Here is a 22089-nt window from a genome sequence, read left to right as displayed (position 1 = left end):
GTTATATGACTGTAATATTACATGAATGTTACAAATATGGATTTAGTAGAAAATGCATTAAATCAAGTTTTTTGAAGGTGTTTATAAAAAAACGTAAAAAAAGTGTAATAAAATTTACGTAATTATATTGCAACGTAACAATAGTTATGTTACATTAATGTTACAAACGTTACGTTATTAAATTTAATGTAACATCAACATAAAAACTATGAAATAAACATTTCTTAGAAATTACATATAGATAACTTATTAAAAAGGAGGATACATAATATGAAAGAGCAAGTATTACAAGTAACAAAAGGTGACTTCGTAGGATCAGCAAGTGGAGCAGTAGTATTAACAGCATTAATCGTATTCTTATCAAGCGTATTAGTATAATAGAAGTTTTGTAAAAAGAAAAAGAGAGGAGAATGCAAAATGAAAGAGCAAGTATTACAAGTAACAAAAGGTGACTTCGTAGGATCAGCAAGTGGAGCAGTAGTATTAACAGCGTTAATCGTATTCCTATCAAGCGTATTAGTATAATAGAAGTTTTGTAACAAAGGAAAAAAGAAGGGAGAATGCAAAATGAGAGAGCAAGTATTACAAGTAACAAAAGGTGACTTCGTAGGATCAGCAAGTGGAGCGGTAGTATTAACAGCATTAATCGTATTTCTATCAAGTGTATTAGTATAATAGAAGTTTTACATTATACAAAATGAAAGGAGAATGAGGAATATGAACGGTGAGCAAGTGTTACAAGTAACAAAAACAGATTTATTAGGATCATTAGGTGGAGCGGTAGTATTAACATCATTTATTCTATTCCTTGCAAAAGTATTAGTATGAGACATATAAATACAATCATTCAAAAAAAATAAAGACTCTAGCATATTAGTAAGTAATTAATATGTTGGAGTCTTTTTTATTTTTCTTCTATATATCCCTTCAAGTATGAATAGCCCCCTTTATTTTAAAGAGAAAAAAGTCGAATTTTATATGTAAGAAAAAAAGAGGAATTTGACAGAAAAGATAGAAAATTTTAAAGGTCAGAATTTGTTAGCTTGCTAACTAATTTCTATCAATTGATGTTGGAAGCGTTTTCGGTTGGTTTTAAGTATGAACCATTTAATCTATTTACAGGGGGATGAGGATTTTATGAAACAAAAATCTATGGATACGCTAGCTGCACAAATGGAGGACTTTTTTCCAGTACGTGATGTAGATCATTTGGAGTTTTACGTAGGAAATGCAAAGCAATCAAGTTACTATCTTGCGAGAGCATTCGGATTCAAAATTGTGGCTTACTCTGGATTAGAAACTGGTAATCGTGAAAAAGTATCTTATGTTCTTGTGCAAAAAAATATGCGTTTCGTTGTGTCTGGGGCTTTAAGTAGTGACAATCGTATTGCAGAGTTTGTAAAGACTCATGGTGATGGCGTGAAAGATGTGGCATTACTTGTTGACGATGTTGATAAAGCATACTCAGAAGCGGTGAAACGTGGTGCCGTCGCAATTGCTCCGCCTGTAGAGTTAACAGATGAGAACGGTACATTGAAAAAAGCAGTTATTGGTACGTATGGTGATACAATTCATACGCTTGTAGAGCGTAAAAATTATAAAGGGACATTTATGCCAGGATTCCAAAAGGCTGAGTTTGATATTCCATTTGAAGAGTCAGGTTTAATTGCTGTAGACCATGTAGTTGGTAATGTTGAAAAGATGGAAGAGTGGGTTAGTTATTACGAGAACGTTATGGGCTTTAAACAAATGATCCATTTTGATGATGATGATATTAGTACAGAGTATTCAGCATTAATGTCGAAGGTTATGACAAATGGAAGTCGTATTAAGTTCCCTATTAACGAGCCAGCGGATGGAAAGAGAAAATCACAAATTCAAGAATATCTAGAGTTCTATAATGGAGCAGGTGTACAGCATCTTGCTTTACTAACAAATGACATTGTTAAAACAGTAGAAGCGCTACGTGCAAATGGTGTGGAGTTTTTAGATACACCAGATACTTATTATGATGAATTAACTGCACGAGTTGGAAAAATTGATGAGGAAATTGATAAGTTGAAAGAATTAAAGATTTTAGTAGATCGCGATGATGAAGGATACTTACTACAAATCTTTACGAAACCAATTGTAGATCGTCCAACTTTATTTATTGAAATCATTCAGCGTAAAGGTTCTCGTGGATTTGGAGAAGGAAACTTTAAAGCGTTATTCGAATCAATTGAAAGAGAACAAGAGCGTCGCGGGAATTTATAAAATTTATATCCACCAGCAATCATTCTTTTGCTGGTGGAAATTTCATTTTCATAAGGAGGAATCATGATGAAATTTGTTACATTTCGTCTTCCTTCAAAAGAAATGCGAGCTGGATGGCTTGAAGGTGACAAAGTAATCGATATGAATCTTGCTAGTGGTGGAAAATTACCTTCTTCTATGTTCGCCTTTTTAGAGAAAGCGGATGAGTATGTAGAAGTGTTGCGTAATATTAATAATCCGGAAAAGGGCATATATTCTTTAGAGGAAGTGCGATTAGCAGCAGCGATTCCTAATCCGAGTAGTATTAGGGATTTTTATGCATTTGAACAGCACGTAAAAACGGCACGTAGCCGAAGAGGGTTAGATGTTGTACCTGAATGGTACGATATTCCGGTTTTTTATTTTACGAACCATCGTGCTGTAATTGGTCCAGATGATGTTGTAATTAGTCCGAAGAAATCTAAAAAACTTGATTATGAGTTAGAGATTGCTTGCGTAATTGGGAAAGAAGGAAGAAATATTTCTCGTGAGCAAGCAGAGGAATACATTTTTGGTTATTGTATTATGAATGATTGGAGTGCAAGGGACTTACAAGCAACAGAAATGAAGGTAGGACTTGGTCCAGCGAAAGGAAAAGATTTTGCAACTTCATTAGGAGCGTACCTTGTTACGAAAGAGGAACTAGATATTTATCGTAATGGTGACCGTTATGAGTTAGAGATGACTGCTCATGTAAATGGAAAGCTATTATCAAAAGGGAACTTCCGAGATATTTACTATACATTTGCTGAAATGATTGAACGTGCTTCGGAAGATGTTACGTTATATCCAGGCGATGTGATTGGTTCTGGAACAGTAGGAACAGGTTGTATTTTAGAACTGGGTACAGAAGAGTGGCTGCAAGATGGTGATGTGGTAGAACTTACGATTACTGGTTTAGGTACATTACGTAATACGGTCAAAATAGAAAGGGAAGCAGGTGATGAGCATGTTTTATCGTCACATGGGGGAGCTACCTCATAAACGACATGTGCAATTCCGTAAAAAAGATGGATCACTTTATCGTGAACAGGTAATGGGAACAAAAGGTTTTTCTGGTACGCAATCTATTTTGTATCATCATTATATGCCAACGGAAGTAGGGCATGCGGCATTATCTCATTCTTGTCAGTTGCAGTATGAAGAAGATGTTGCTCTTTCTCATCGTCACTTTCGCACGAAAGAAAATAAAAAAAGTGGTGATGCAGTAAGCGGAAGAAACTTTATACTTGGGAATGAGGATTTATTAATCGGAGTAGTGAGCCCAACAGAAAAAATGGACTATTTCTACCGTAATGGTGATGGCGATGAAATGTTGTTTGTCCATTACGGAACAGGAAAAATTGAAACGATGTTTGGAACGATTCATTATCGAAAAGGCGATTATGTAACAATTCCAATTGGAACGATCTATCGTGTTATTCCGGATGAAGGAGAGACTAAGTTTCTTGTTGTAGAGGCAAATAGTCAAATTACAACACCGCGTCGCTATCGTAATGAATATGGACAATTGCTAGAGCATAGTCCGTTTTGTGAGAGAGATATTCGTGGTCCTGAAAAATTAGAGACGTATGATGAAAAAGGTGAGTTTGTCGTAATGACAAAGTCGAGGGGATATATGCATAAACATGTTTTAGGACATCATCCGTTAGATGTTGTTGGTTGGGATGGTTATTTATATCCGTGGGTCTTTAATGTTGAGGACTTTGAGCCAATCACAGGTCGTATTCATCAGCCACCTCCAGTACATCAAACGTTCGAGGGTCACAATTTTGTTATTTGTTCTTTCGTACCACGTTTATATGACTATCATCCAGAATCTATTCCGGCACCGTATTATCATAGTAACGTGAATAGCGATGAAGTACTGTACTATGTAGAAGGTAACTTTATGAGCCGAAAAGGTGTGGAGGAAGGGTCTATTACACTTCATCCGAGCGGCATTCCTCACGGTCCACATCCTGGGAAAACAGAGGCGAGTATAGGGAAAAAAGAAACGCTTGAATTAGCTGTTATGATAGATACATTCCGTCCGCTTCGTATTGTAAAACAAGCACATGAAACAGAAGATGAAAAATATATGTATAGCTGGATTGAACAGGGATCATATACTGTGAAATAAGTAAAAAAGGCATGCTCAATAACAGAGCATGCCTTTTTCATGGAATCGACATGTATAATAATACCAAAAAAAGTTATAGAAAGATATATAGAAAGAATGATAAAAATCGTGCATATTCATAAGAGTTTCTACTTATTTCGACAAAAGTATTGACTGGAAAAAGTACTATGAGTAAAATGAAAAAGCGAATTAAAAATTTTCAGAAAATTTAAAACTTGGAGGAGCATGCTATGAAGCAAATTTTTCAAAAGAAGCCTATTGCAAAGTTAATGCAAGAGAGTAAACAAAAGACGTTAGCAAGAACATTGGGCGCACTAGATTTAACGATGCTTGGAATCGGGGCAATTGTTGGAACGGGTATTTTTGTTCTAACGGGCGTGGTAGCAGCGAAACATTCTGGACCAGCTATTATATTATCATTTGCGATAGCCGCGTTAGCGTGTGCCTTTGCTGCATTTTGTTATGCTGAATTTGCTTCTTCAGTTCCTGTCTCAGGCAGTGTGTACACGTACACATATGCGACGATGGGAGAAGTATTCGCATTTTTAATTGGATGGGACTTAATGCTTGAGTATTTACTTGCAACCTCTGCTGTGGCAAATGGTTGGTCCGCGTACTTCCAATCTTTATTAAAGGGATTTGGAATTCATATTCCTACCATTCTTTCCTCAGCCCCTGGTACAGGAAAGGGTGGAATAATTGATTTGCCAGCAGTTCTAATTATTTTAGTGATGACAGTTCTTTTATCTAGAGGTGTTCGTGAAAGTGCACGTGTAAATAATATTATGGTATTTATTAAACTAGCGGTTGTTCTTATTTTTATCTTTGCTGGTTTTAATTATGTGAAACCTGAAAACTGGACGCCTTTTATGCCATTTGGCTTAGATGGTGTAATGGCTGGAGCTGCTACAGTGTTCTTTGCATTTATAGGGTTTGATGCAGTTTCAACGGCAGCAGAAGAAGTGAAACGTCCACAACGTGATTTACCAATTGGTATTATTGCATCTTTATTAATTTGTACGGCTCTTTATATTATCGTTTCGCTTATTTTGACAGGAATTGTTCCATACGGGCAGTTGAATATATCAGATCCAGTCGCTTTTGCACTTCAATTTATTGGACAAGATAGTTTAGCGGGAGTAATTTCAGTAGGCGCAATTACAGGAATCACAACAGTAATGTTAGTTATGATGTATGGGCAAGTACGAGTTTCATATGCAATGAGTAGAGATGGATTGTTGCCGAAACGTCTTGCTAAAGTTCACCCGAAATTTAAAACACCGTTTTTAAATACGTGGACAACGGGAATTATTGCAGCACTTATTTCAGGATTAATAGATTTAAATGTGTTAGCGCATCTTGTAAATATGGGGACTTTATCAGCCTTTGCACTTGTAGCTGTTGCTGTTATTGTAATGAGAAGAACGCATCCTGATTTACCAAGAGCATTTAAGGCGCCGCTTGTACCATTTTTACCAGCGTTAACGGTAATTTTTTGTTTATACTTAATGCTTCAATTATCCGGGACGGCTTGGATTAGTTTTGGTGTATGGATGATTATCGGTATTGCGGTTTACTTCTTATATAGCCGAAAACATAGTGCTTTAAATAATAGTAAAGAAGAAGACGACGCAGCCAATTTATAAGTAGAAAAATCCATTCTAATTCTGTTAGAATGGATTTTTAATTTTGAAAATTTACATTCTTCTGAACTTGTTATAAGATAATTATTGTTGAACAAAAGGGGTGAAATAATGAAAAATACGTGGCGTGAGTTAAGGGAGATGGACCGTAACGTATGGATTCGGTTTATTGGTGAGACGTTAAATGGAATTGCAATGATGATGTTGATGCCTTTTTTTGCATTATATTTAAAAGATAAGGTAGATTCATTATTACAGGTCGGAGTGATTATGGCACTGTCTCCAATTGCTGCAAGCTTTGGATCAATTATAGGGGGAAGAATTGCTGATATATATGGAAGAAAACCGATTATGATATTTTCGATGGCGAGCAATGCAGTATTCATGCTCGGTTTTTTATTTATAGAAGGATTTATTCCATATGCGATTTTATCTGTTTTTTTAGGATTAAGTAATTCGTTATTTCATCCAGCTGCATCAGCGATGGTTGCGGATGTAACGGCGCCAGAAAAAAGAACAGAAGCATATGGTTTATTGCGAATGGGGCACAATATAGGTGCTGCAATTGGTCCGATAATGGGGGCTTCAGTAGTTATGTTATCGAAGAACCTTGTGTTTATTATTGCCGCATCTACGATGTTATTTTATGCATTGCTTGTATTCGTCCTTATTCAAGAGACAATGCCAAAGAGTACGAATAAAGAAGGTGATACAGAAAAAGAATCAGGAGCAGTGTGGAAAATTGTATTGCGAGATAAGGCACTCATGATTTATTTATTAGCAGGTATCATTATTTCGATGGGATTTTCTCAAACAGAAGGCATGTTGCCACTGCACTTTGACAATGAAATGAAAGGTATTTTTGGAACTAACAATCCATATCCATATTTAATGGCTTTAAATGGACTATTAGTTGTGTTGTTCCAATTTCAAATTTCAAAATGGGTCACAGATAAACCTGTTGGAAAGACGATGTTATATGGTGCATGTTTGTTTGGGATTGGGTTATTTTTTATAGGGTGGTTACCGAAGTGGTTTGGAGGACTTGATACAAATGCTACGATTATTTTAATAACGTTACTGTTTATATATGCCATATATACGTTAGGTGAGATGATTATGTCGCCTGTACAGATGACGTTTGTAGCGAATTTGGCTCCTGAGCATTTGAGGGGGACTTATATGGGAGCTGCAAGTTTGCAGTGGATTACAGGAAGTGCATTCGGCCCACTTCTTGGAGGTTTTTTATTAGACCGATTACTTGGCCACTTTTTATTTACAATTTTAGCTGTCGGTTGTGTAGTTGCAGGTATTGTATATATTTCTTTAGACCGTCTCGTTGAACAAAGGCAAAAAAGCACACTAACCAAACAATCTTCTTAATAATTAGATGACATACACAAAAAGGGGATTTCTACATATTTTAGATACATAACTAGGTTGGATTGCAATTTTATCCCACTTTAATGGGCAGTAAGACCCCCACCTCAAAATTCAGCGAAAGCAAGGAATTTAGGTGGGGGTCGGGCTGCCCATTAAAGTCCGATTGGTTCAACTAATAATCAGTAGGGGATGAAGCCCCCCACTGATTAAAGTTTCACTTTATATATTTATCAAGAAAGTTAAGTGGAAAAAGTATAGAAAACCAATAAGTGGTGTCATTTAATTATTTGTGGAAGTTGCATTTTATTTCAAATAGGAACTACCTATTTTTATAAAAAGTGCTAAAATAGAAAAATGAAAACAATTGGTTAGGGTGATTTCAGTGACAAAAATTAAATTAGGTTTATTATATGGTGGAAAATCAGCTGAGCATCAAGTTTCGCTACAAACGGCTCTTGCTGCTATTAAAGCATTAAATCAAGATAAATTCGAGATTCATCCAATTTATATTACAGAACAAGGTCAATGGGTACGCGGTGAGCGTATTGAAGGTGAAGTAACAGATGTTGAAGTTCTAAAAATGAGCGGTGCAGAAAATGCGATTTCTCCGCTATCATTAAGCACAGAAATCATTCCATCTGCAAATGCTGAGGAAAATGCTATCGACGTTATTTTCCCATTACTACATGGACCAAATGGTGAAGATGGAACGGTACAAGGATTATTAGAATTAATGAATATTCCTTATGTAGGAAATGGTGTTCTAGCATCTGCTGCTGGTATGGATAAAGTTGTTATGAAAAACATTTTCGCAGAAGCTGGATTAAAACAAGCGAAATATGCATCATTCATTCGTAGCGGATGGGAAAAAGATCGTGAAACAGCATATGAAAAAGTAGAAGAAGTATTAGGATACCCTTGCTTCGTAAAACCAGCAAACCTTGGTTCAAGTGTTGGGATTAATAAGTGTAAAAATCGTGAAGAACTTGAGAATGCATTTGAAGAGGCATTCCAATTTGACCGTAAAATTATTGTGGAAGAAAATATCGTTGGACGTGAAGTAGAAGTTGGTGTACTAGGTAATGATGAACCGAAATGTTCAGTTGTAGGTGAAATCGTACCTAAAAAAGACTTCTATGATTATAAGTCGAAATACATCGATGGTGATACAGCGTTAATTATTCCAGCTGAAATGACAGAAGAAGAGTCTAATGTTATTAAGCGAGATGCGATTGTTGCATTCCAATCGTTAGATGGTGCTGGCTTAACGCGAGCTGATTTCTTCTTAACGAAAGATGGAGAAGTATACATTAACGAAGTGAATACGATGCCAGGATTTACGCCGTTTAGTATGTTCCCTCTACTATGGCAACATACTGGATTACCGTATCCGGAATTAATTGAAGAGCTAATTCGTTTAGCAATGGAGCGTCACGAAGAAAAACAAAAAATTAAATATACAATCTAACAAAAAAAGGAGGAGGCACTATTCGAAGGAATAGTGCTTCCTCTATGTAAGGAGTGTTTTTATGATAAATCGAACGTTAAAACAAGTAGAACAAATGACAAATGGTACGGGATTAGCAGAGCAGTATGAGGGAATTACTATACAAGGAGTGTCTATTGATACGAGAAAAATCGAAAAAGGAAACTTATATGTTCCGATTCAAGGTGAACGTTTCGATGGACATGCTTTTGTAGATAAAGCTGTTGAAAATGGAGCTGTGGCGACATTATGGATGAAAGATGTAGCAAATCCACCTGAGAATCTTCCGGTTATTTTTGTAGAAGACACGCTATCAGCATTACAAATGTTAGCAAAAAACTATCGCGACCAATTGGATGTTAAAGTGATTGGTGTGACAGGTAGTAACGGTAAAACATCTACAAAAGATATTGTAACAAGTCTTCTTGCGACTAAATTCAAAGTTCAAAAAACAGAAGGAAACTTCAATAATCATATCGGGCTACCTCTTACTATTTTAAACTTAGAAGAAAATACAGAAGTAGCTGTATTAGAAATGGGAATGTCAAGCCGTGGGGAAATTGAATTCTTATCTAAGTTAGCTCGTCCAAATGCAGCTATCATTACGAACATTGGTGAAGCGCATTTAATGGACTTAGGCTCTCGCGAGGCAATTGCTGAAGCGAAATTAGAAATTGTGACAGGATTACAAGAAGGTGGAGTGTTCGTATATAACGGAGATGAGCCATTATTAACGAATCGTGTTCCTGAAATGAATTTAATAGCTGAAACAGTTACGTTTGGTGATGCTAGAGCAAATGATTACTATCCAACGACTGTAACGTTACAAGCAACTGGGACACACTTTAAAATGAATAGAGAAGAAAACATTTCATTCTATCTACCGGTATTAGGGAAACACAATGTGTATAATACGCTTGCTTCTATGGCAATTGCGAAACATTTTGGTGTAACGTGGGAAGAGATGAAAGAAGGTTTAGTAACACTTCAAATGACAGGCATGCGTATGGAAATTGTAAAAACAAATAGTGGATTAACAATTATCAACGATGCTTATAATGCAAGTCCAACAGCTATGGAAGCAGCATTCCACCTAATGAATGGTTTAGATGGATTCTCTAAAAAAATTGTTGTTCTCGGCGATATGTTAGAGCTTGGAGATCAAGAAGTACAGTTTCATTATGAGGTAGGTAAATTAATCGATCCAGCAAAAATCTCCTATGTGTTCACATATGGTAAATTAGGAGCTCAAATTGCTGAAGGAGCAAAAATTAATTTCCCTAACGAACGTGTAAAGGCTTATGATAATAAAGAAGAGTTAGTAAAAGAGTTGCAAGCAGTAGTCGATGCGAAAGATGTTGTATTAGTCAAAGCATCTCGCGGTATGAAATTGGAAGAAGTAATTACGATGTTGAAATAATTGGTGTATATAAATAGGGATGATAGCAACGAAAAAAGAAGAAACTTATAATAAGCGCTTACAGTAAATATAAAAAAATAAAAGTGAAGAAAAAAACTCTTAATATGAAAATAAGGTAACAGTTGGGTTTGCTTTTTACACATACAAAACTTATAATTGATAAAGTGTAATAACGTTTAGAAGTATTTTCGTGAAGAATATACGCCCGTTTATATACGTGAGCATTCAGGAAAAGGGCTTTTCCGCAAATTCGGAAAACGCCTTTTTTTAAATGATAAGTATAGGATAGAAAAGGAGAAGTAACATTGACAACATTTCGAGAATTAGGATTAAGTGATTCTTTACTGCAATCTGTTGAAAGTATGGGCTTTGAAGAGGCTACGCCAATTCAAGCTGAAACAATTCCACATGCATTGCAAGGTAAGGATATTATTGGGCAAGCACAAACAGGTACAGGGAAAACAGCAGCATTCGGATTACCACTATTAGATAAAGTGGATACACATAAAGAATCGGTTCAAGGTATTGTTATCGCGCCAACGCGTGAATTAGCAATTCAAGTTGGAGAAGAGCTATACAAAATTGGTAAACATAAACGCGTTCGTATCTTACCAATTTACGGTGGTCAAGATATTAACCGCCAAATTCGTGCTCTAAAAAAACACCCACACATTATTGTTGGTACGCCGGGTCGTATTTTAGATCATATTAACCGTAAAACACTTCGCTTACAAAACGTAGAGACAGTTGTTCTTGACGAAGCGGATGAAATGTTAAACATGGGCTTCATTGAAGATATTGAAGCAATTTTAACAGATGTGCCAGAAACACACCAAACATTACTATTCTCAGCGACAATGCCGGATCCAATCCGTCGTATTGCTGAGCGTTTCATGACTGAGCCTCAACACATTAAAGTAAAAGCAAAAGAAGTAACAATGCCAAACATTCAGCAGTTCTATTTAGAAGTGCAAGAAAAGAAAAAGTTTGATGTATTGACACGCTTATTAGACATTCAATCTCCAGAGCTTGCGATTGTATTCGGTCGTACAAAGCGTCGTGTTGATGAATTATCAGAAGCATTAAATTTACGTGGTTATGCTGCGGAAGGTATCCATGGTGATTTAACTCAGGCGAAACGTATGTCTGTATTACGTAAGTTCAAAGAAGGTTCTATTGAAGTTCTTGTTGCAACAGACGTTGCTGCACGTGGTCTTGATATTTCGGGTGTAACACACGTATACAACTTCGATATTCCACAAGATCCAGAATCATACGTTCACCGTATTGGCCGTACTGGTCGTGCAGGTAAAAAAGGTATTGCAATGCTATTTGTAACACCACGTGAATCTGGACAATTAAAAAATATCGAGCGTACAACAAAACGTAAAATGGACCGCATGGATGCACCAACACTTGACGAGGCACTAGAAGGTCAACAACGTTTAATCGCTGAAAAACTTCAAAACACAATTGAAAATGAAAACTTAGCATACTACAAGCGTATTGCGGAAGAAATGTTAGAAGAGAACGACTCTGTAACAGTAGTAGCTGCTGCTTTAAAAATGATGACAAAAGAGCCAGATACAACTCCAATCGCTTTAACATCAGAACCACCAGTTGTTGCAAGAGGTGGCGGTTCTAAAAAACGCGGCGGTAACGGAGGCGGATACCGTGATGGTAACCGTAATCGTAGTCGTGATGGACGCGGTGGCGATGGTCGTAACCGTGACCGCAATCGCGATGGTCGTAATCGTGACGGTAACCGTGATCGCAATCGTGATGGTGGCAACCGTGGTCGTCGTGGCGAAGGTCAAGGACGCCCAGGATCTTCAAACGGACGCGGCGAAAGAAAACATCATAGCCGTAAGCCACAAGCTTAATAATGAAAAAGAGAATGCCCTTTGCCGGCATTCTCTTTTTTTATTTTTGTAATTGTACATACTACATAATAACTTATGTAGAAATGAGGTGCCGCATGCTTGTAAGGCTTGGCTATGTCGCGATGAGTGTACATTTGAAAAATGCATCTCCATCTCAAACGATGACGTACGCGCAGTTTCAAAAAATAGATGATCGGGAAGCGGCGATTCGTAAACTTGAAAGAATTGCTAATTCGAATTTGGAAAACTGTTTACGATTATTAAAACATAATAAAGGACATGACATATCGTTCTTTCGACTTAGTTCCAAGCTGATTCCTTTAGCGAATCATGAGGAGTTGTTAGATTGGAATTATATTCGCCCTTTAAAAGAAAATTTAAAAGTGCTAGGTGATTACGCTATTCGAATGAATATGCGTATTGATTTTCATCCAGATCATTTTGTTGTACTTAATTCACCCGAGGAGAATATTTTTAAACAATCTGTAAAGACGTTACAGATGCATAGAAAATTATTAAAAGGTATGGGGATTGAACATAAGCAACGATGTGTAATGCATGTTGGTGGCGGATATAAAGATAAAGAGCTTGCATTAGAGCGTTTTATAGAGAATTGGTCTAATGTCCCAAGAGGTATTCAGGAAATGATTATGTTAGAAAATGATGATACAACTTTTACGCTCGAGGACACATTATATTTAGGAGAAAAATTGGACATTCCCGTTGTATTTGATTTACATCACCATATGATGAATCATGATCGAGAAGATTGGCATGAAGATTGGGCGCGTGTCGTACATACGTGGGAATCGTCTTTGTTACCAGTGAAAATGCACATTTCTAGTCCTAGAGAGGGAAAAGACCCGAGAGCACATGCGGACTTTATTGATGTAGATACTTTTTTATCTTTTTTAAAAAAGATAAAGGGAAGTGTTCCACAAATTGATTGTATGATTGAAGCGAAGATGAAGGATGAGTCTTTATTTCAACTCATGAGGGATTTAAGTGAAAAAACAGATGTGGAAATTATCGATGGTGCGAGCTTTTATATTAAATGAGCTCTGCACCATCGAGTTTTTTTATTAATAAAGGGGTGCAAATACCACCAATGATCAATCCTGTTAAATGGCTGATAGGGTTGGCAGAGGGATTGAAGAAAGTGAATAGTAGTAATATACATATCATGATTGAAAAAATAGCGATGTCTCTTGGATTGGAAGAACGATAGCGGCTATACATTAGAAATAACTGTGCACCTAGCAATCCGAAGATACCACCAGATGCCCCGGTATGAATATATTCATGGGGCATAATAAGATAAGAGAAAATATTTCCGAGAATGCCAGAAAGGAAAAAAATAATGATGAAAGAAAAGTGGCCTAGTTGTTTTTCAATAGAAGAGCCAAGGACGAATAAACAAATACTATTAGAAAGAAAATGTGGTAAGTCTACATGTACGAGTAGGGAAGTTATGAGACGCCACCATTCTCCTTTAGCGATATATTCATTAGAAGCTGCCATAGGAAAGAGGAAAAAATCGCCTAATATAATCATGATTAATTGTACGAGAAGTAAAGCGATGACGATTGGTTGTAAGGAAATGCGGGCGGATGGTATTAGCATATTGTGAGTATCACTCCTTTTGCATCAGAAAGATTCTCTGTTATTCTTACAATATGAAAAAAGAAAGCTAAATAGAAGAAGGGGATTTTGAAATGATTGTAGGGATTGGAATCGATATTATTGAATTGAATCGAATTGAAAAAATGATAGATGGAAAGCTTAAATTTATGGAACGTATTTTAACTGAAAGTGAACGTAATGTTGCTAAGGGGCTGAAGGGAAGCCGCCTTACAGAGTTTGTAGCTGGAAGATTTGCAGCGAAAGAGGCGTATTCAAAAGCGGTAGGAACTGGTATCGGGAAAGAAGTGAGTTTTTTAGATATTGAAGTAAGAAATGATGATAGAGGGAAGCCGATTCTTATTACAAGTACAGAGCATATTGTTCATTTATCAATTAGTCATAGTAAGGAATTTGCTGTTGCTCAAGTTGTTTTAGAAAGCTCGTCACGCTAGTCTGCATATTTTATATCTTTGTCTCATATATTTGTGGTAGCGATAAGGAAGGTACATCTTCCATTCATTTATAGGGGCAAAGGGGCTGAAGTGATGAAAAGGCGTCTGTTTTTAGTTCTTGTCGGTTTATTAACCGTTTTTGTGTTGGCCGGTTGTATGGAAAAGAAACAAGATGATGTTGTGAGAGATTTAGAAGCGAAAGTAAAAGGGTTGAAAAGCTATCAAGCTGAAGCGAAATTATCTATTAAAACAGGGAATGAGCCTCAGGAGTATAAGGTAGAAATATGGCATAAGGAACCTTCTTTTTATCGTGTGAATTTGCAGAATGCGAAAAAAGACCAAAGTCAAATTATTTTAAGGAATGAAGAAGGTGTATTTGTATTAACGCCAGCGCTTAATAAGAGTTTCCGTTTCCAAAGTGATTGGCCGCAAAATAGTAGCCAGGCTTATTTATACGAATCTCTTGTGAGGGATATTTTGCAGGATAAGAAAAACCTTACTTTTGAAAAAACAGATAAGTATTATATCTTTAAAACAAAAACAAACTATCAGCATCAAAACATGTTGCCGAGACAAGAGATTACATTGAAGAAAAGTGATTTAACACCAGTTTCGGTGAAGTTAATGGATAATGATCAAAATGTTCTTGTGAAAGTAGATTTCTCTAAAGTGAAATTTGATGCGAAATTTGATAAAGGTGCATTTGATACGAAACAAAATATGTCTAGAGCGCAAGTAGATGTTCAAACGACAGCGAAAGAAGACAAACCATTTGCTATTTTGTATCCGCGTGATACGCCGCAAGGTATGACTTTAAAAGATGAAAAAGAGTTGAAGACAGACAGTGGCAAGCGTGCGATACTCACATACACTGGAAGTAAGAAATCCTTTACTTTAATACAAGAAAAGGCAAAAGTTGCAGAGGCTTCGTCAGCGATAAGTGTGAGCGGGGAATTGGTTGATCTTGGCTTTACAATTGGAGCATTGACGAAAGACTCTTTAACGTGGTCGCATAACGGAGTAGAATATATGCTCGTGTCTAAAGGTTTAGAGCCGAAGGAGCTGTTAATGGTTGCTCGTTCAGTTACAGAGAAGCAAGTGAAGTAAACTTCTTAGACGTGGTGATATATGTGCACCACGTCTTTTCTTAGTTTGAAGGGTGGATTTCATAAAAGAAGCATATAAAAGAATAAGCTTCGCATATCGTGTATAAGGAAGTGTGTTTATGGAAGAAGCGCCATTTTACCGTGACACTTGGGTGGAAGTGGATTTAGATGCCATTTATAACAACGTTACACATATTAAAGAATTTATCCCGAGTGATGTAGAAATTTTTGCCGTTGTTAAAGGGAATGCATATGGGCACGATTATGTACCGGTGGCTAAAACAGCATTAGAAGCGGGGGCGACAAGGTTAGCAGTTGCGTTCTTAGATGAAGCTTTAGTGCTTCGAAGAGCTGGTATTACTGCGCCGATTTTAGTGTTAGGTCCTTCTCCTCCTCGTGATATAAATGTAGCTGCTGAAAATGATGTAGCATTAACTGTTTTTCAAAAGGAATGGGTAGATGAAGCAATCAAACTTTGGGATGGTTCGTCTACGATGAAATACCATATTAATTTCGATAGTGGTATGGGGAGAATTGGAATACGTGAACGTAAAGAATTAAAAGGATTTTTAAAAAGCTTAGAAGGTGCACCATTCTTAGAATTGGAAGGAGTTTATACGCATTTTGCAACGGCAGATGAGGTGGAGACTTCTTACTTTGATAAGCAATATAACACATTTTTGGAGCAGTTAAGTTGGTTGAAAGAATTCGGAGTGGATCCTAAGTTTGTTCATACAGCTAATAGTGCTGCAACGCTACGTTTTCAAGGGATTACATTTAATGCAGTACGAATTGGTATTGCGATGTATGGGTTATCTCCATCTGTAGAAATACGCCCTTTTTTACCGTTTAAATTAGAACCAGCGCTATCATTGCATACGAAAGTTGCTCATATTAAAGAGGTGATTAAAGGGGATGGAATTAGTTATAACGTCACTTATCGAACGAAGACGGAAGAATGGATTGCGACCGTTGCAATTGGTTATGCAGATGGCTGGCTTAGAAGATTACAAGGATTTGAAGTGCTTGTAAATGGTAAAAGGGTACCGATTGTAGGGCGAGTAACAATGGATCAATTCATGATTCACCTTCCTTGTAAAGTGCCTCTTGGTACGAAAGTTACACTCATTGGAAGGCAAGGAGATGAATATATTAGCGCTACAGAGGTTGCGGAATATTCGGGTACTATTAATTATGAAATTATTACAACGATTAGTTTCCGTGTGCCGAGAATATTTATACGGAACGGTAAAGTTGTGGAAGTAATCAATTATTTGAATGATATATAGAAGGTAGTATGATTTGCTTCTTGTCATGTGAGAGGACTTTTCGTTGGCTAAGAATAAGTTCGTTTTTTGACGAGAAGCTTTTTACTTATCATTACTTTTAACATAATTTAACGTGGAAACTCTTCCGTTTCTTGTTGTAATGAGATAAAAAATAAAAGAATATGAATGTTTTGTTTGTGAATTGGAAAACATAAGCAAGGAATAAGGAAGTCTTTGCAACAGGCTCCATACAATGGTATTATTACAATAGGTGTCATATATATATTTGGGTGTGTAGTTGACGGTGGAGGTGTATTTTTGTGTCCGAATCAAGTGTAACTACTGAAATCGTGGTTCGGTTGCCAAAGCAAATGGTAACGGAATTGGACGGAATTGGAAAACAAGAGAATAAGAATCGCCATGAACTAATTTGCCAGGCAACACAACTGTTATTGCGTCAACATAAGACGAAGAAACGCTACCAACATGAATCAATGCGACGTGGGTACATTGAAATGGGAAAAATTAATCTTGGTATTGCATCTGAAGCTTTCTTAGCAGAGTATGAAGCAGCTCATACAGTAGAACGCTTAGTTAGCGGGGGGTAATATTTTGATTGTAAAACGCGGCGACGTGTATTTTGCAGACCTTTCCCCAGTTGTTGGTTCTGAGCAAGGAGGCGTTCGTCCGGTTCTTGTCATTCAAAATGACATCGGAAATCGTTTTAGTCCAACGGTGATTGTAGCGGCTATTACTGCACAGATTCAAAAAGCGAAATTACCCACTCATGTGGAAATTGATGCGAAAAAGTACGGTTTTGAGAGAGATTCTGTTATTTTACTTGAGCAGATTCGAACAATCGATAAGCAGCGCTTAACGGACAAAATCACTCACTTAGATGAAGTGATGATGATTCGTGTAGATGAAGCGCTACAAATTAGTTTAGGACTAATAGATTTTTAAATCGGCAGTTTAAGTTGCTCTCTTTGAAGGGCAACTTTTTTTATTATAGAGGAGGTTACGGTTGTATATGGAAATGGTAGATAATCGACAAGCGTTAATGAAAATGTTAGTGAAGGAATTAGGCTTTACCGAAAAGCAAGTTCGTCATGTTATTCAATTAACAGAAGAAGGTAACACAGTTCCATTTATTGCTCGTTACCGAAAAGAATGGACAGGCTCTTTAGATGAAGTGCAAATTCGTACAATTTTAGAGAGATGGCAATATATAATGCAGCTTGAAGATAGAAAAGAAGAGGTTCTTCGTCTTATTGATGAGAAGGGGAAACTGACAGGAGAATTACGTCAGCAAATTGTGAAAGCTACAAAGTTGCAAGAAGTAGAAGATTTATATCGTCCATATAAAGAGAAGAGAAGAACGAAAGCAACGATTGCAAAAGAAAAAGGACTAGAGCCATTAGCTGAATGGTTATTGTTATATACAAAAGAAGATCCGAATCAGAAGGCAATGGAGTTTATAAATGCCGAGAAAGAAGTGCAATCTGCAGAAGAGGCATTACAAGGTGCTCAAGACATTATTGCAGAAATCGTTTCAGATGAAGCAGCATATCGTAGTTGGATTCGGAATGTTACTTTTAGAAAAGGTGTTATGTCTTCGGCTGTAAAAGATGAAGAGAAAGATGAAAAAAATATATATGAAATGTATTACGATTATGAAGAACCGTTGCAGAAAGTCGTGCCGCATCGTGTATTAGCGATGAATCGCGGTGAGAAAGAAGATATATTGAGAGTTTCTGTTGTTCCGCCAGTAGATGAGATAGTAACTTTCTTATATAAGAAAGTAATTCGTGATAACGATTCAAAAAGTGCACAGTATGTAAAGTTAGCAATTGAGGATGGTTATAAACGATTAATTCAATCCTCTATTGAAAGGGAGATTCGAAAAGAATTAACAGAAACAGCTGAGGAACAAGCAATACATATTTTTTCTGAGAACTTACGTAATTTGTTATTACAACCTCCAATGAAAGGAAAGGTTGTGTTAGCTGTAGACCCTGCATATAGAACGGGTTGTAAATTAGCTATCGTAGACGATACGGGGAAAGTTCTATATATTGATGTTATTTATCCGCATCCACCAGTGCGTAAATATGAAGATGCAAAAGCGAAAGTTCTTTCTATTATAGATAAATATCAGGTTGAAATGATTGCGATTGGGAATGGTACAGCTTCTAGAGAATCAGAAGAATTTATAGTTGATGTATTACAACATGTGAAACGAGAAGTCTTCTATATTATTGTGAACGAAGCTGGTGCGAGTGTGTATTCGGCTTCTGATTTAGCCCGTGAGGAATTCCCAGATTTACAGGTTGAAGAAAGAAGTGCGGTTTCTATCGGTAGACGTCTGCAAGATCCACTTGCTGAACTTGTAAAGATTGATCCGAAATCAGTTGGGGTTGGACAATATCAACATGATGTGTCTCAAAAAAGATTAAATGAATCATTAACGTTTGTAGTAGAGACAGCAGTTAACCAAGTCGGTGTGAATGTAAATACAGCTTCAGTTGCGTTGTTGCAATATGTTTCGGGTTTATCAAAAACTGTTGCGAAAAATATTGTAGCAAAGCGTGAAGAAGAAGGGAAATTTACAAAACGAACAGACTTAAAGAAAATACCACGTTTAGGTGCGAAGACATATGAACAATGTATAGGTTTCTTACGTATATTAGAAGGGGCAAATCCGTTAGACCGTACAGGTATTCATCCAGAACAATATAAAAATGTTGAATTGTTATTGAAGAGTCTAGGATTATCGAAAGATGACGTAGGGCAACCGCAATTACAAAAGAGTTTAGAAGAAGTGGAGATTTCTAAGTTGTCCCAAGAAACGGGAGTAGGAGAGCCGACATTAGTCGATATTATAGATGCTCTCATTAGTCCAGAGCGAGACATGAGGGATGAGTTGCCTAAACCACTTCTGAAAAAAGGGATTTTGAAATTAGAAGATTTAAAACGTGGTATGGAACTGGAAGGAACAGTTCGTAACGTTGTTGATTTTGGTGCTTTTGTTGATGTAGGTGTGAAACAAGATGGTTTAGTACATATTTCTAAACTAAGCAAACAATACGTGAAGCATCCGTTAGATGTTGTATCTGTCGGACAAATCGTCAAAGTATGGGTAGATGATATTGATACGAAAAAAGGTCGCGTTGCATTATCTATGTTGCCGATTGAATAGTAAGAGAAGAGAGCAGATGAAACTGCTCTTTTTTTATAGGATAAAACGTGTAATGGATTAGGAACTTTGATGTATTTTGCTATAATAAAACCAGCATTCATTTAGTAATTTAATTTGATACCGGTTTTTTTCAAAATATGCGCGTTGCATTTGTTTTTTGAGCCATGTAGGCATAGGAATCCCTCCTTGTTTAATCCTACTCTCATAAATGTAAAGTACTATTGATGAGAGGTTGGTGAGTGGATTTCTATTTTTGCTATGTTTTTAGAAACCACGCTTCTTGAATGAGGATGGGTATATGTACTATTTAATATATGTATAAGAGAGGAGAAAAGTGTAAAAATATTTTTTTGTTTAGGAGGAATGAAAATGGATGAGCAAGAAATACAGCGGCTAGTGGAAAAAGTATCGCTACAATATTTCGGGATGCCGTTTTTACATAAGGCAATGTTTAATAGTAGGTTGCGTACAACTGGTGGACGTTATCTATTGAATACACACAATATTGAACTGAATTATCGATATTACGAAATGTATGGGAAAGAAGAATTAGTTGGGATCGTTAAACATGAACTTTGTCATTATCATTTACATATTACAGGGAGAGGGTATAAGCATCGGGATAAGGATTTTCGAGAATTATTAAAGGCAGTTGATGCACCGCGCTTTTGTAAACAAATGATGAATGGAGAGAAGGAAAAAAAGACTTATATGTATGAATGTATGGAATGTTTGCTTCAATATGTAAGAAGACGTCAAATTAATACAAAAAGATATGTCTGCGGAAAGTGTAAAGGGAAACTAATTCTAATAAAGAAAACATCTTGACAGTGAAAACGCAATCCAGTATATTATAAACATGTCACGTTTGTACAAGATGTTGTGAAAAAACTTCTTGACTTGTGATGAGAATTTTTATAAGATACAAATTGTCTTTATTATTCCGCAGTAGCTCAGTGGTAGAGCTATCGGCTGTTAACCGATCGGTCGTAGGTTCGAGTCCTACCTGCGGAGCCATACAGAGAAGTACCCAAGTGGCTCAAGGGGCTCCCCTGCTAAGGGAGTAGATCGCGAACGCGGTGCGAGGGTTCGAATCCCTTCTTCTCTGCCATTCATATTGGCCCGTTGGTCAAGTGGTTAAGACACCGCCCTTTCACGGCGGTAACACGGGTTCGAATCCCGTACGGGTCACCACTACGGAGGATTAGCTCAGCTGGGAGAGCACCTGCCTTACAAGCAGGGGGTCGGCGGTTCGATCCCGTCATCCTCCACCATAATATTATAATGAAAAGTAAAATGACATTAATGTAAAGATTAAATGGTCCCGTGGTGTAGTGGTTAACATGCCTGCCTGTCACGCAGGAGATCGCCGGTTCGACCCCGGTCGGGACCGCCATTTTAACTTCTGCTAATTGGCAGTTGTTTTTTATTGGTCATTATGGTACAATAACATTTGTCTTTGGAAATAAGATAAGTATTTCGATGGGCTATAGCCAAGCGGTAAGGCAACGGACTTTGACTCCGTCATGCGCTGGTTCGAATCCAGCTAGCCCAGCCATTTACGAGCCATTAGCTCAGTTGGTAGAGCATCTGACTTTTAATCAGAGGGTCGAAGGTTCGAGTCCTTCATGGCTCACTTTTGTTTTTTCCGCGCGGTCGTGGCGGAACGGCAGACGCGCTAGGTTGAGGGCCTAGTGGGGGAAACCCCGTGGAGGTTCAAGTCCTCTCGGCCGCATCAAAAATCTTTTGAAAAAAGTACTTGCATTTGAAAATGTAGTATGATAAGATAATTGAGTCGCCAAAATACAACGACGAAAAAAACATCATGAATAAGCGCCCGTAGCTCAATTGGATAGAGCGTTTGACTACGGATCAAGAGGTTAGGGGTTCGACTCCTCTCGGGCGCGCCAATTACGGGAAGTGGCTCAGCTTGGTAGAGCACCTGGTTTGGGACCAGGGGGTCGCAGGTTCAAATCCTGTCTTCCCGACCACGCGGGTGTAGTTTAGTGGTAAAACAAGAGCCTTCCAAGCTCTGGTCGAGAGTTCGATTCTCTTCACCCGCTTTTAGTTCTTTGAAAACTGAACGAAACAAACAACGTGAAACGTCAATTTTTATTTTAGATGCTAGACAAACTAACTTTATTGGAGAGTTTGATCCTGGCTCAGGATGAACGCTGGCGGCGTGCCTAATACATGCAAGTCGAGCGAA

Annotated in this window: 22 protein-coding genes, 11 tRNA genes and 1 rRNA gene (1 of these 34 only partly in view); 32 read left to right on the top strand and 2 right to left on the bottom strand. The window is 37.3% G+C overall.

Annotated features, from left to right (window positions below):
- Positions 1 to 270: 270 nt before the first annotated feature.
- The 13 genes from QCI47_RS26880 to uvsE all read left to right on the top strand — a co-directional run bounded on the left by QCI47_RS26880 (position 271) and on the right by uvsE (position 13290).
- The gene (locus QCI47_RS26880) at positions 271 to 378 is read left to right on the top strand and encodes a DUF3948 family protein (RefSeq protein ID WP_000664237.1); all 108 of its coding nucleotides are present in this window, start codon (positions 271 to 273) and stop codon (positions 376 to 378) included.
- 39 nt (positions 379 to 417) lie between these two features.
- Positions 418 to 525 (top strand): DUF3948 family protein, encoded by a 108-nt coding sequence (locus QCI47_RS26875; RefSeq protein WP_000664237.1) that lies wholly within the window; start codon positions 418 to 420, stop codon positions 523 to 525.
- 42 nt (positions 526 to 567) lie between these two features.
- Positions 568 to 675 carry a DUF3948 family protein gene (locus tag QCI47_RS26870; protein ID WP_048520051.1) on the top strand — a complete coding sequence of 36 codons (108 nt, stop codon included), beginning with the start codon at positions 568 to 570 and terminating at the stop codon, positions 673 to 675.
- Positions 676 to 708: 33 nt separating this feature from the next.
- Positions 709 to 828: a DUF3948 family protein gene (locus tag QCI47_RS26865; protein WP_001993573.1), complete on the top strand. Its 120-nt coding sequence runs from the start codon at positions 709 to 711 to the stop codon at positions 826 to 828.
- Between the two features lie 309 nt (positions 829 to 1137).
- Positions 1138 to 2256: a 4-hydroxyphenylpyruvate dioxygenase gene (gene hppD / locus QCI47_RS26860; RefSeq protein WP_000810913.1), complete on the top strand. Its 1119-nt coding sequence runs from the start codon at positions 1138 to 1140 to the stop codon at positions 2254 to 2256.
- A gap of 66 nt (positions 2257 to 2322) precedes the next feature.
- Positions 2323 to 3279, top strand: coding sequence for a fumarylacetoacetate hydrolase family protein (locus tag QCI47_RS26855; RefSeq protein ID WP_076874882.1), 957 nt, complete (start codon positions 2323 to 2325; stop codon positions 3277 to 3279).
- Positions 3245 to 4417 (top strand): homogentisate 1,2-dioxygenase, encoded by a 1173-nt coding sequence (locus QCI47_RS26850; RefSeq protein WP_353812017.1) that lies wholly within the window; start codon positions 3245 to 3247, stop codon positions 4415 to 4417. Before QCI47_RS26855 ends, QCI47_RS26850 begins: the two co-directional genes overlap by 35 nt.
- A 230-nt stretch (positions 4418 to 4647) precedes the next feature.
- Positions 4648 to 6063, top strand: coding sequence for a branched-chain amino acid transporter BcaP (gene bcaP / locus QCI47_RS26845; protein ID WP_000809368.1), 1416 nt, complete (start codon positions 4648 to 4650; stop codon positions 6061 to 6063).
- Between the two features lie 108 nt (positions 6064 to 6171).
- The gene (locus QCI47_RS26840; RefSeq protein WP_074543891.1) at positions 6172 to 7443 is read left to right on the top strand and encodes an MDR family MFS transporter; all 1272 of its coding nucleotides are present in this window, start codon (positions 6172 to 6174) and stop codon (positions 7441 to 7443) included.
- 382 nt (positions 7444 to 7825) lie between these two features.
- Positions 7826 to 8911, top strand: coding sequence for a D-alanine--D-alanine ligase (locus QCI47_RS26835; protein WP_000161445.1), 1086 nt, complete (start codon positions 7826 to 7828; stop codon positions 8909 to 8911).
- A 61-nt stretch (positions 8912 to 8972) separates the two neighbouring features.
- Positions 8973 to 10349 carry a UDP-N-acetylmuramoyl-tripeptide--D-alanyl-D-alanine ligase gene (gene murF / locus QCI47_RS26830; RefSeq protein ID WP_000610683.1) on the top strand — a complete coding sequence of 459 codons (1377 nt, stop codon included), beginning with the start codon at positions 8973 to 8975 and terminating at the stop codon, positions 10347 to 10349.
- A gap of 305 nt (positions 10350 to 10654) precedes the next feature.
- A complete protein-coding gene (gene cshA, locus QCI47_RS26825) occupies positions 10655 to 12232 on the top strand; it encodes a degradosome RNA helicase CshA (protein ID WP_000206582.1) in 1578 nt (525 codons plus the stop codon).
- Between the two features lie 95 nt (positions 12233 to 12327).
- Entirely contained in the window at positions 12328 to 13290 is a 963-nt protein-coding gene (uvsE, locus tag QCI47_RS26820; protein WP_353811992.1) for a UV DNA damage repair endonuclease UvsE, read from the top strand.
- On the opposite strand, the gene QCI47_RS26815 is transcribed toward uvsE, so the two are convergent.
- Entirely contained in the window at positions 13283 to 13855 is a 573-nt protein-coding gene (locus tag QCI47_RS26815; protein WP_000906924.1) for a rhomboid family intramembrane serine protease, read from the bottom strand. The two genes, uvsE and QCI47_RS26815, sit on opposite strands and share 8 nt — an antisense overlap.
- Before the next feature lie 92 nt (positions 13856 to 13947).
- On the opposite strand from QCI47_RS26815, the gene acpS reads away from it, so the two are divergent.
- The 6 genes from acpS (at position 13948) to QCI47_RS26785 (ending at position 19880) form a co-directional block, all read left to right on the top strand.
- The gene (acpS, locus tag QCI47_RS26810) at positions 13948 to 14307 is read left to right on the top strand and encodes a holo-ACP synthase (protein WP_000635037.1); all 360 of its coding nucleotides are present in this window, start codon (positions 13948 to 13950) and stop codon (positions 14305 to 14307) included.
- Between the two features lie 156 nt (positions 14308 to 14463).
- The gene (locus tag QCI47_RS26805) at positions 14464 to 15414 is read left to right on the top strand and encodes a LolA family protein (RefSeq protein WP_025991724.1); all 951 of its coding nucleotides are present in this window, start codon (positions 14464 to 14466) and stop codon (positions 15412 to 15414) included.
- Between the two features lie 118 nt (positions 15415 to 15532).
- Complete coding sequence (gene alr / locus QCI47_RS26800; RefSeq protein ID WP_000390599.1) at positions 15533 to 16702, top strand: alanine racemase; 1170 nt, start codon at positions 15533 to 15535, stop codon at positions 16700 to 16702.
- A gap of 299 nt (positions 16703 to 17001) precedes the next feature.
- Positions 17002 to 17289 carry an antitoxin EndoAI gene (locus QCI47_RS26795; protein ID WP_000004570.1) on the top strand — a complete coding sequence of 96 codons (288 nt, stop codon included), beginning with the start codon at positions 17002 to 17004 and terminating at the stop codon, positions 17287 to 17289.
- Positions 17290 to 17293: 4 nt separating this feature from the next.
- Positions 17294 to 17644: a type II toxin-antitoxin system endoribonuclease NdoA gene (gene ndoA / locus QCI47_RS26790; RefSeq protein WP_000635963.1), complete on the top strand. Its 351-nt coding sequence runs from the start codon at positions 17294 to 17296 to the stop codon at positions 17642 to 17644.
- 67 nt (positions 17645 to 17711) lie between these two features.
- The gene (locus tag QCI47_RS26785; protein WP_071741907.1) at positions 17712 to 19880 is read left to right on the top strand and encodes a Tex family protein; all 2169 of its coding nucleotides are present in this window, start codon (positions 17712 to 17714) and stop codon (positions 19878 to 19880) included.
- A 57-nt stretch (positions 19881 to 19937) separates the two neighbouring features.
- Here the strand turns inward: QCI47_RS26785 and cmpA are convergent, their stop codons facing one another.
- Positions 19938 to 20054 (bottom strand): cortex morphogenetic protein CmpA, encoded by a 117-nt coding sequence (gene cmpA, locus QCI47_RS26780; protein ID WP_001143642.1) that lies wholly within the window; start codon positions 20052 to 20054, stop codon positions 19938 to 19940.
- A 195-nt stretch (positions 20055 to 20249) separates the two neighbouring features.
- Between cmpA and QCI47_RS26775 the strand changes: the two genes are divergently transcribed.
- From QCI47_RS26775 to QCI47_RS26715, 13 genes are all read left to right on the top strand, one after another.
- Positions 20250 to 20708, top strand: a complete 459-nt coding sequence (locus tag QCI47_RS26775; RefSeq protein WP_000344257.1) for a SprT family protein — start codon at positions 20250 to 20252, stop codon at positions 20706 to 20708.
- Between the two features lie 114 nt (positions 20709 to 20822).
- A tRNA-Asn gene (locus QCI47_RS26770) sits at positions 20823 to 20897 on the top strand.
- A 3-nt stretch (positions 20898 to 20900) separates the two neighbouring features.
- A tRNA-Ser gene (locus QCI47_RS26765) sits at positions 20901 to 20991 on the top strand.
- Between the two features lie 8 nt (positions 20992 to 20999).
- Positions 21000 to 21074: transfer RNA gene (locus tag QCI47_RS26760), tRNA-Glu, on the top strand.
- 4 nt (positions 21075 to 21078) lie between these two features.
- A tRNA-Val gene (locus QCI47_RS26755) sits at positions 21079 to 21154 on the top strand.
- Between the two features lie 46 nt (positions 21155 to 21200).
- A tRNA-Asp gene (locus tag QCI47_RS26750) sits at positions 21201 to 21276 on the top strand.
- Between the two features lie 87 nt (positions 21277 to 21363).
- A tRNA-Gln gene (locus QCI47_RS26745) sits at positions 21364 to 21438 on the top strand.
- Positions 21439 to 21443: 5 nt separating this feature from the next.
- Positions 21444 to 21516, top strand: a tRNA-Lys gene (locus QCI47_RS26740).
- Positions 21517 to 21532: 16 nt separating this feature from the next.
- A tRNA-Leu gene (locus tag QCI47_RS26735) sits at positions 21533 to 21615 on the top strand.
- 98 nt (positions 21616 to 21713) lie between these two features.
- Positions 21714 to 21790, top strand: a tRNA-Arg gene (locus QCI47_RS26730).
- Positions 21791 to 21794: 4 nt separating this feature from the next.
- Positions 21795 to 21871 (top strand) — tRNA-Pro (locus QCI47_RS26725).
- A 1-nt stretch (position 21872) separates the two neighbouring features.
- Positions 21873 to 21943, top strand: a tRNA-Gly gene (locus QCI47_RS26720).
- Between the two features lie 76 nt (positions 21944 to 22019).
- Positions 22020 to 22089: ribosomal RNA gene (locus tag QCI47_RS26715) — 16S ribosomal RNA — on the top strand; it runs 1481 nt beyond the window's last position.

It is taken from the genome of Bacillus cereus group sp. RP29, assembly GCF_040459765.1.
In the GTDB taxonomy this organism is placed as follows: Bacteria; Bacillota; Bacilli; order Bacillales; family Bacillaceae_G; genus Bacillus_A; species Bacillus_A paranthracis.
Note: the sequence above shows the minus strand (reverse complement) of the source record. Positions and strands in the feature narration are given on the sequence as shown.

Coding starts and splice junctions, on each gene's coding strand:
- QCI47_RS26880 (WP_000664237.1), top strand. CDS start 271: ATGAAAGAGCAAGTATTACAAGTAACAAAAGGTGACTTCGTAGGATCA.
- QCI47_RS26875 (WP_000664237.1), top strand. CDS start 418: ATGAAAGAGCAAGTATTACAAGTAACAAAAGGTGACTTCGTAGGATCA.
- QCI47_RS26870 (WP_048520051.1), top strand. CDS start 568: ATGAGAGAGCAAGTATTACAAGTAACAAAAGGTGACTTCGTAGGATCA.
- QCI47_RS26865 (WP_001993573.1), top strand. CDS start 709: ATGAGGAATATGAACGGTGAGCAAGTGTTACAAGTAACAAAAACAGAT.
- hppD (WP_000810913.1), top strand. CDS start 1,138: ATGAAACAAAAATCTATGGATACGCTAGCTGCACAAATGGAGGACTTT.
- QCI47_RS26855 (WP_076874882.1), top strand. CDS start 2,323: ATGAAATTTGTTACATTTCGTCTTCCTTCAAAAGAAATGCGAGCTGGA.
- QCI47_RS26850 (WP_353812017.1), top strand. CDS start 3,245: ATGTTTTATCGTCACATGGGGGAGCTACCTCATAAACGACATGTGCAA.
- bcaP (WP_000809368.1), top strand. CDS start 4,648: ATGAAGCAAATTTTTCAAAAGAAGCCTATTGCAAAGTTAATGCAAGAG.
- QCI47_RS26840 (WP_074543891.1), top strand. CDS start 6,172: ATGAAAAATACGTGGCGTGAGTTAAGGGAGATGGACCGTAACGTATGG.
- murF (WP_000610683.1), top strand. CDS start 8,973: ATGATAAATCGAACGTTAAAACAAGTAGAACAAATGACAAATGGTACG.
- uvsE (WP_353811992.1), top strand. CDS start 12,328: ATGCTTGTAAGGCTTGGCTATGTCGCGATGAGTGTACATTTGAAAAAT.
- QCI47_RS26815 (WP_000906924.1), bottom strand. CDS start 13,855: ATGCTAATACCATCCGCCCGCATTTCCTTACAACCAATCGTCATCGCT.
- acpS (WP_000635037.1), top strand. CDS start 13,948: ATGATTGTAGGGATTGGAATCGATATTATTGAATTGAATCGAATTGAA.
- QCI47_RS26805 (WP_025991724.1), top strand. CDS start 14,464: ATGGAAAAGAAACAAGATGATGTTGTGAGAGATTTAGAAGCGAAAGTA.
- alr (WP_000390599.1), top strand. CDS start 15,533: ATGGAAGAAGCGCCATTTTACCGTGACACTTGGGTGGAAGTGGATTTA.
- QCI47_RS26785 (WP_071741907.1), top strand. CDS start 17,712: ATGGAAATGGTAGATAATCGACAAGCGTTAATGAAAATGTTAGTGAAG.
- cmpA (WP_001143642.1), bottom strand. CDS start 20,054: ATGCCTACATGGCTCAAAAAACAAATGCAACGCGCATATTTTGAAAAA.
- QCI47_RS26775 (WP_000344257.1), top strand. CDS start 20,250: ATGGATGAGCAAGAAATACAGCGGCTAGTGGAAAAAGTATCGCTACAA.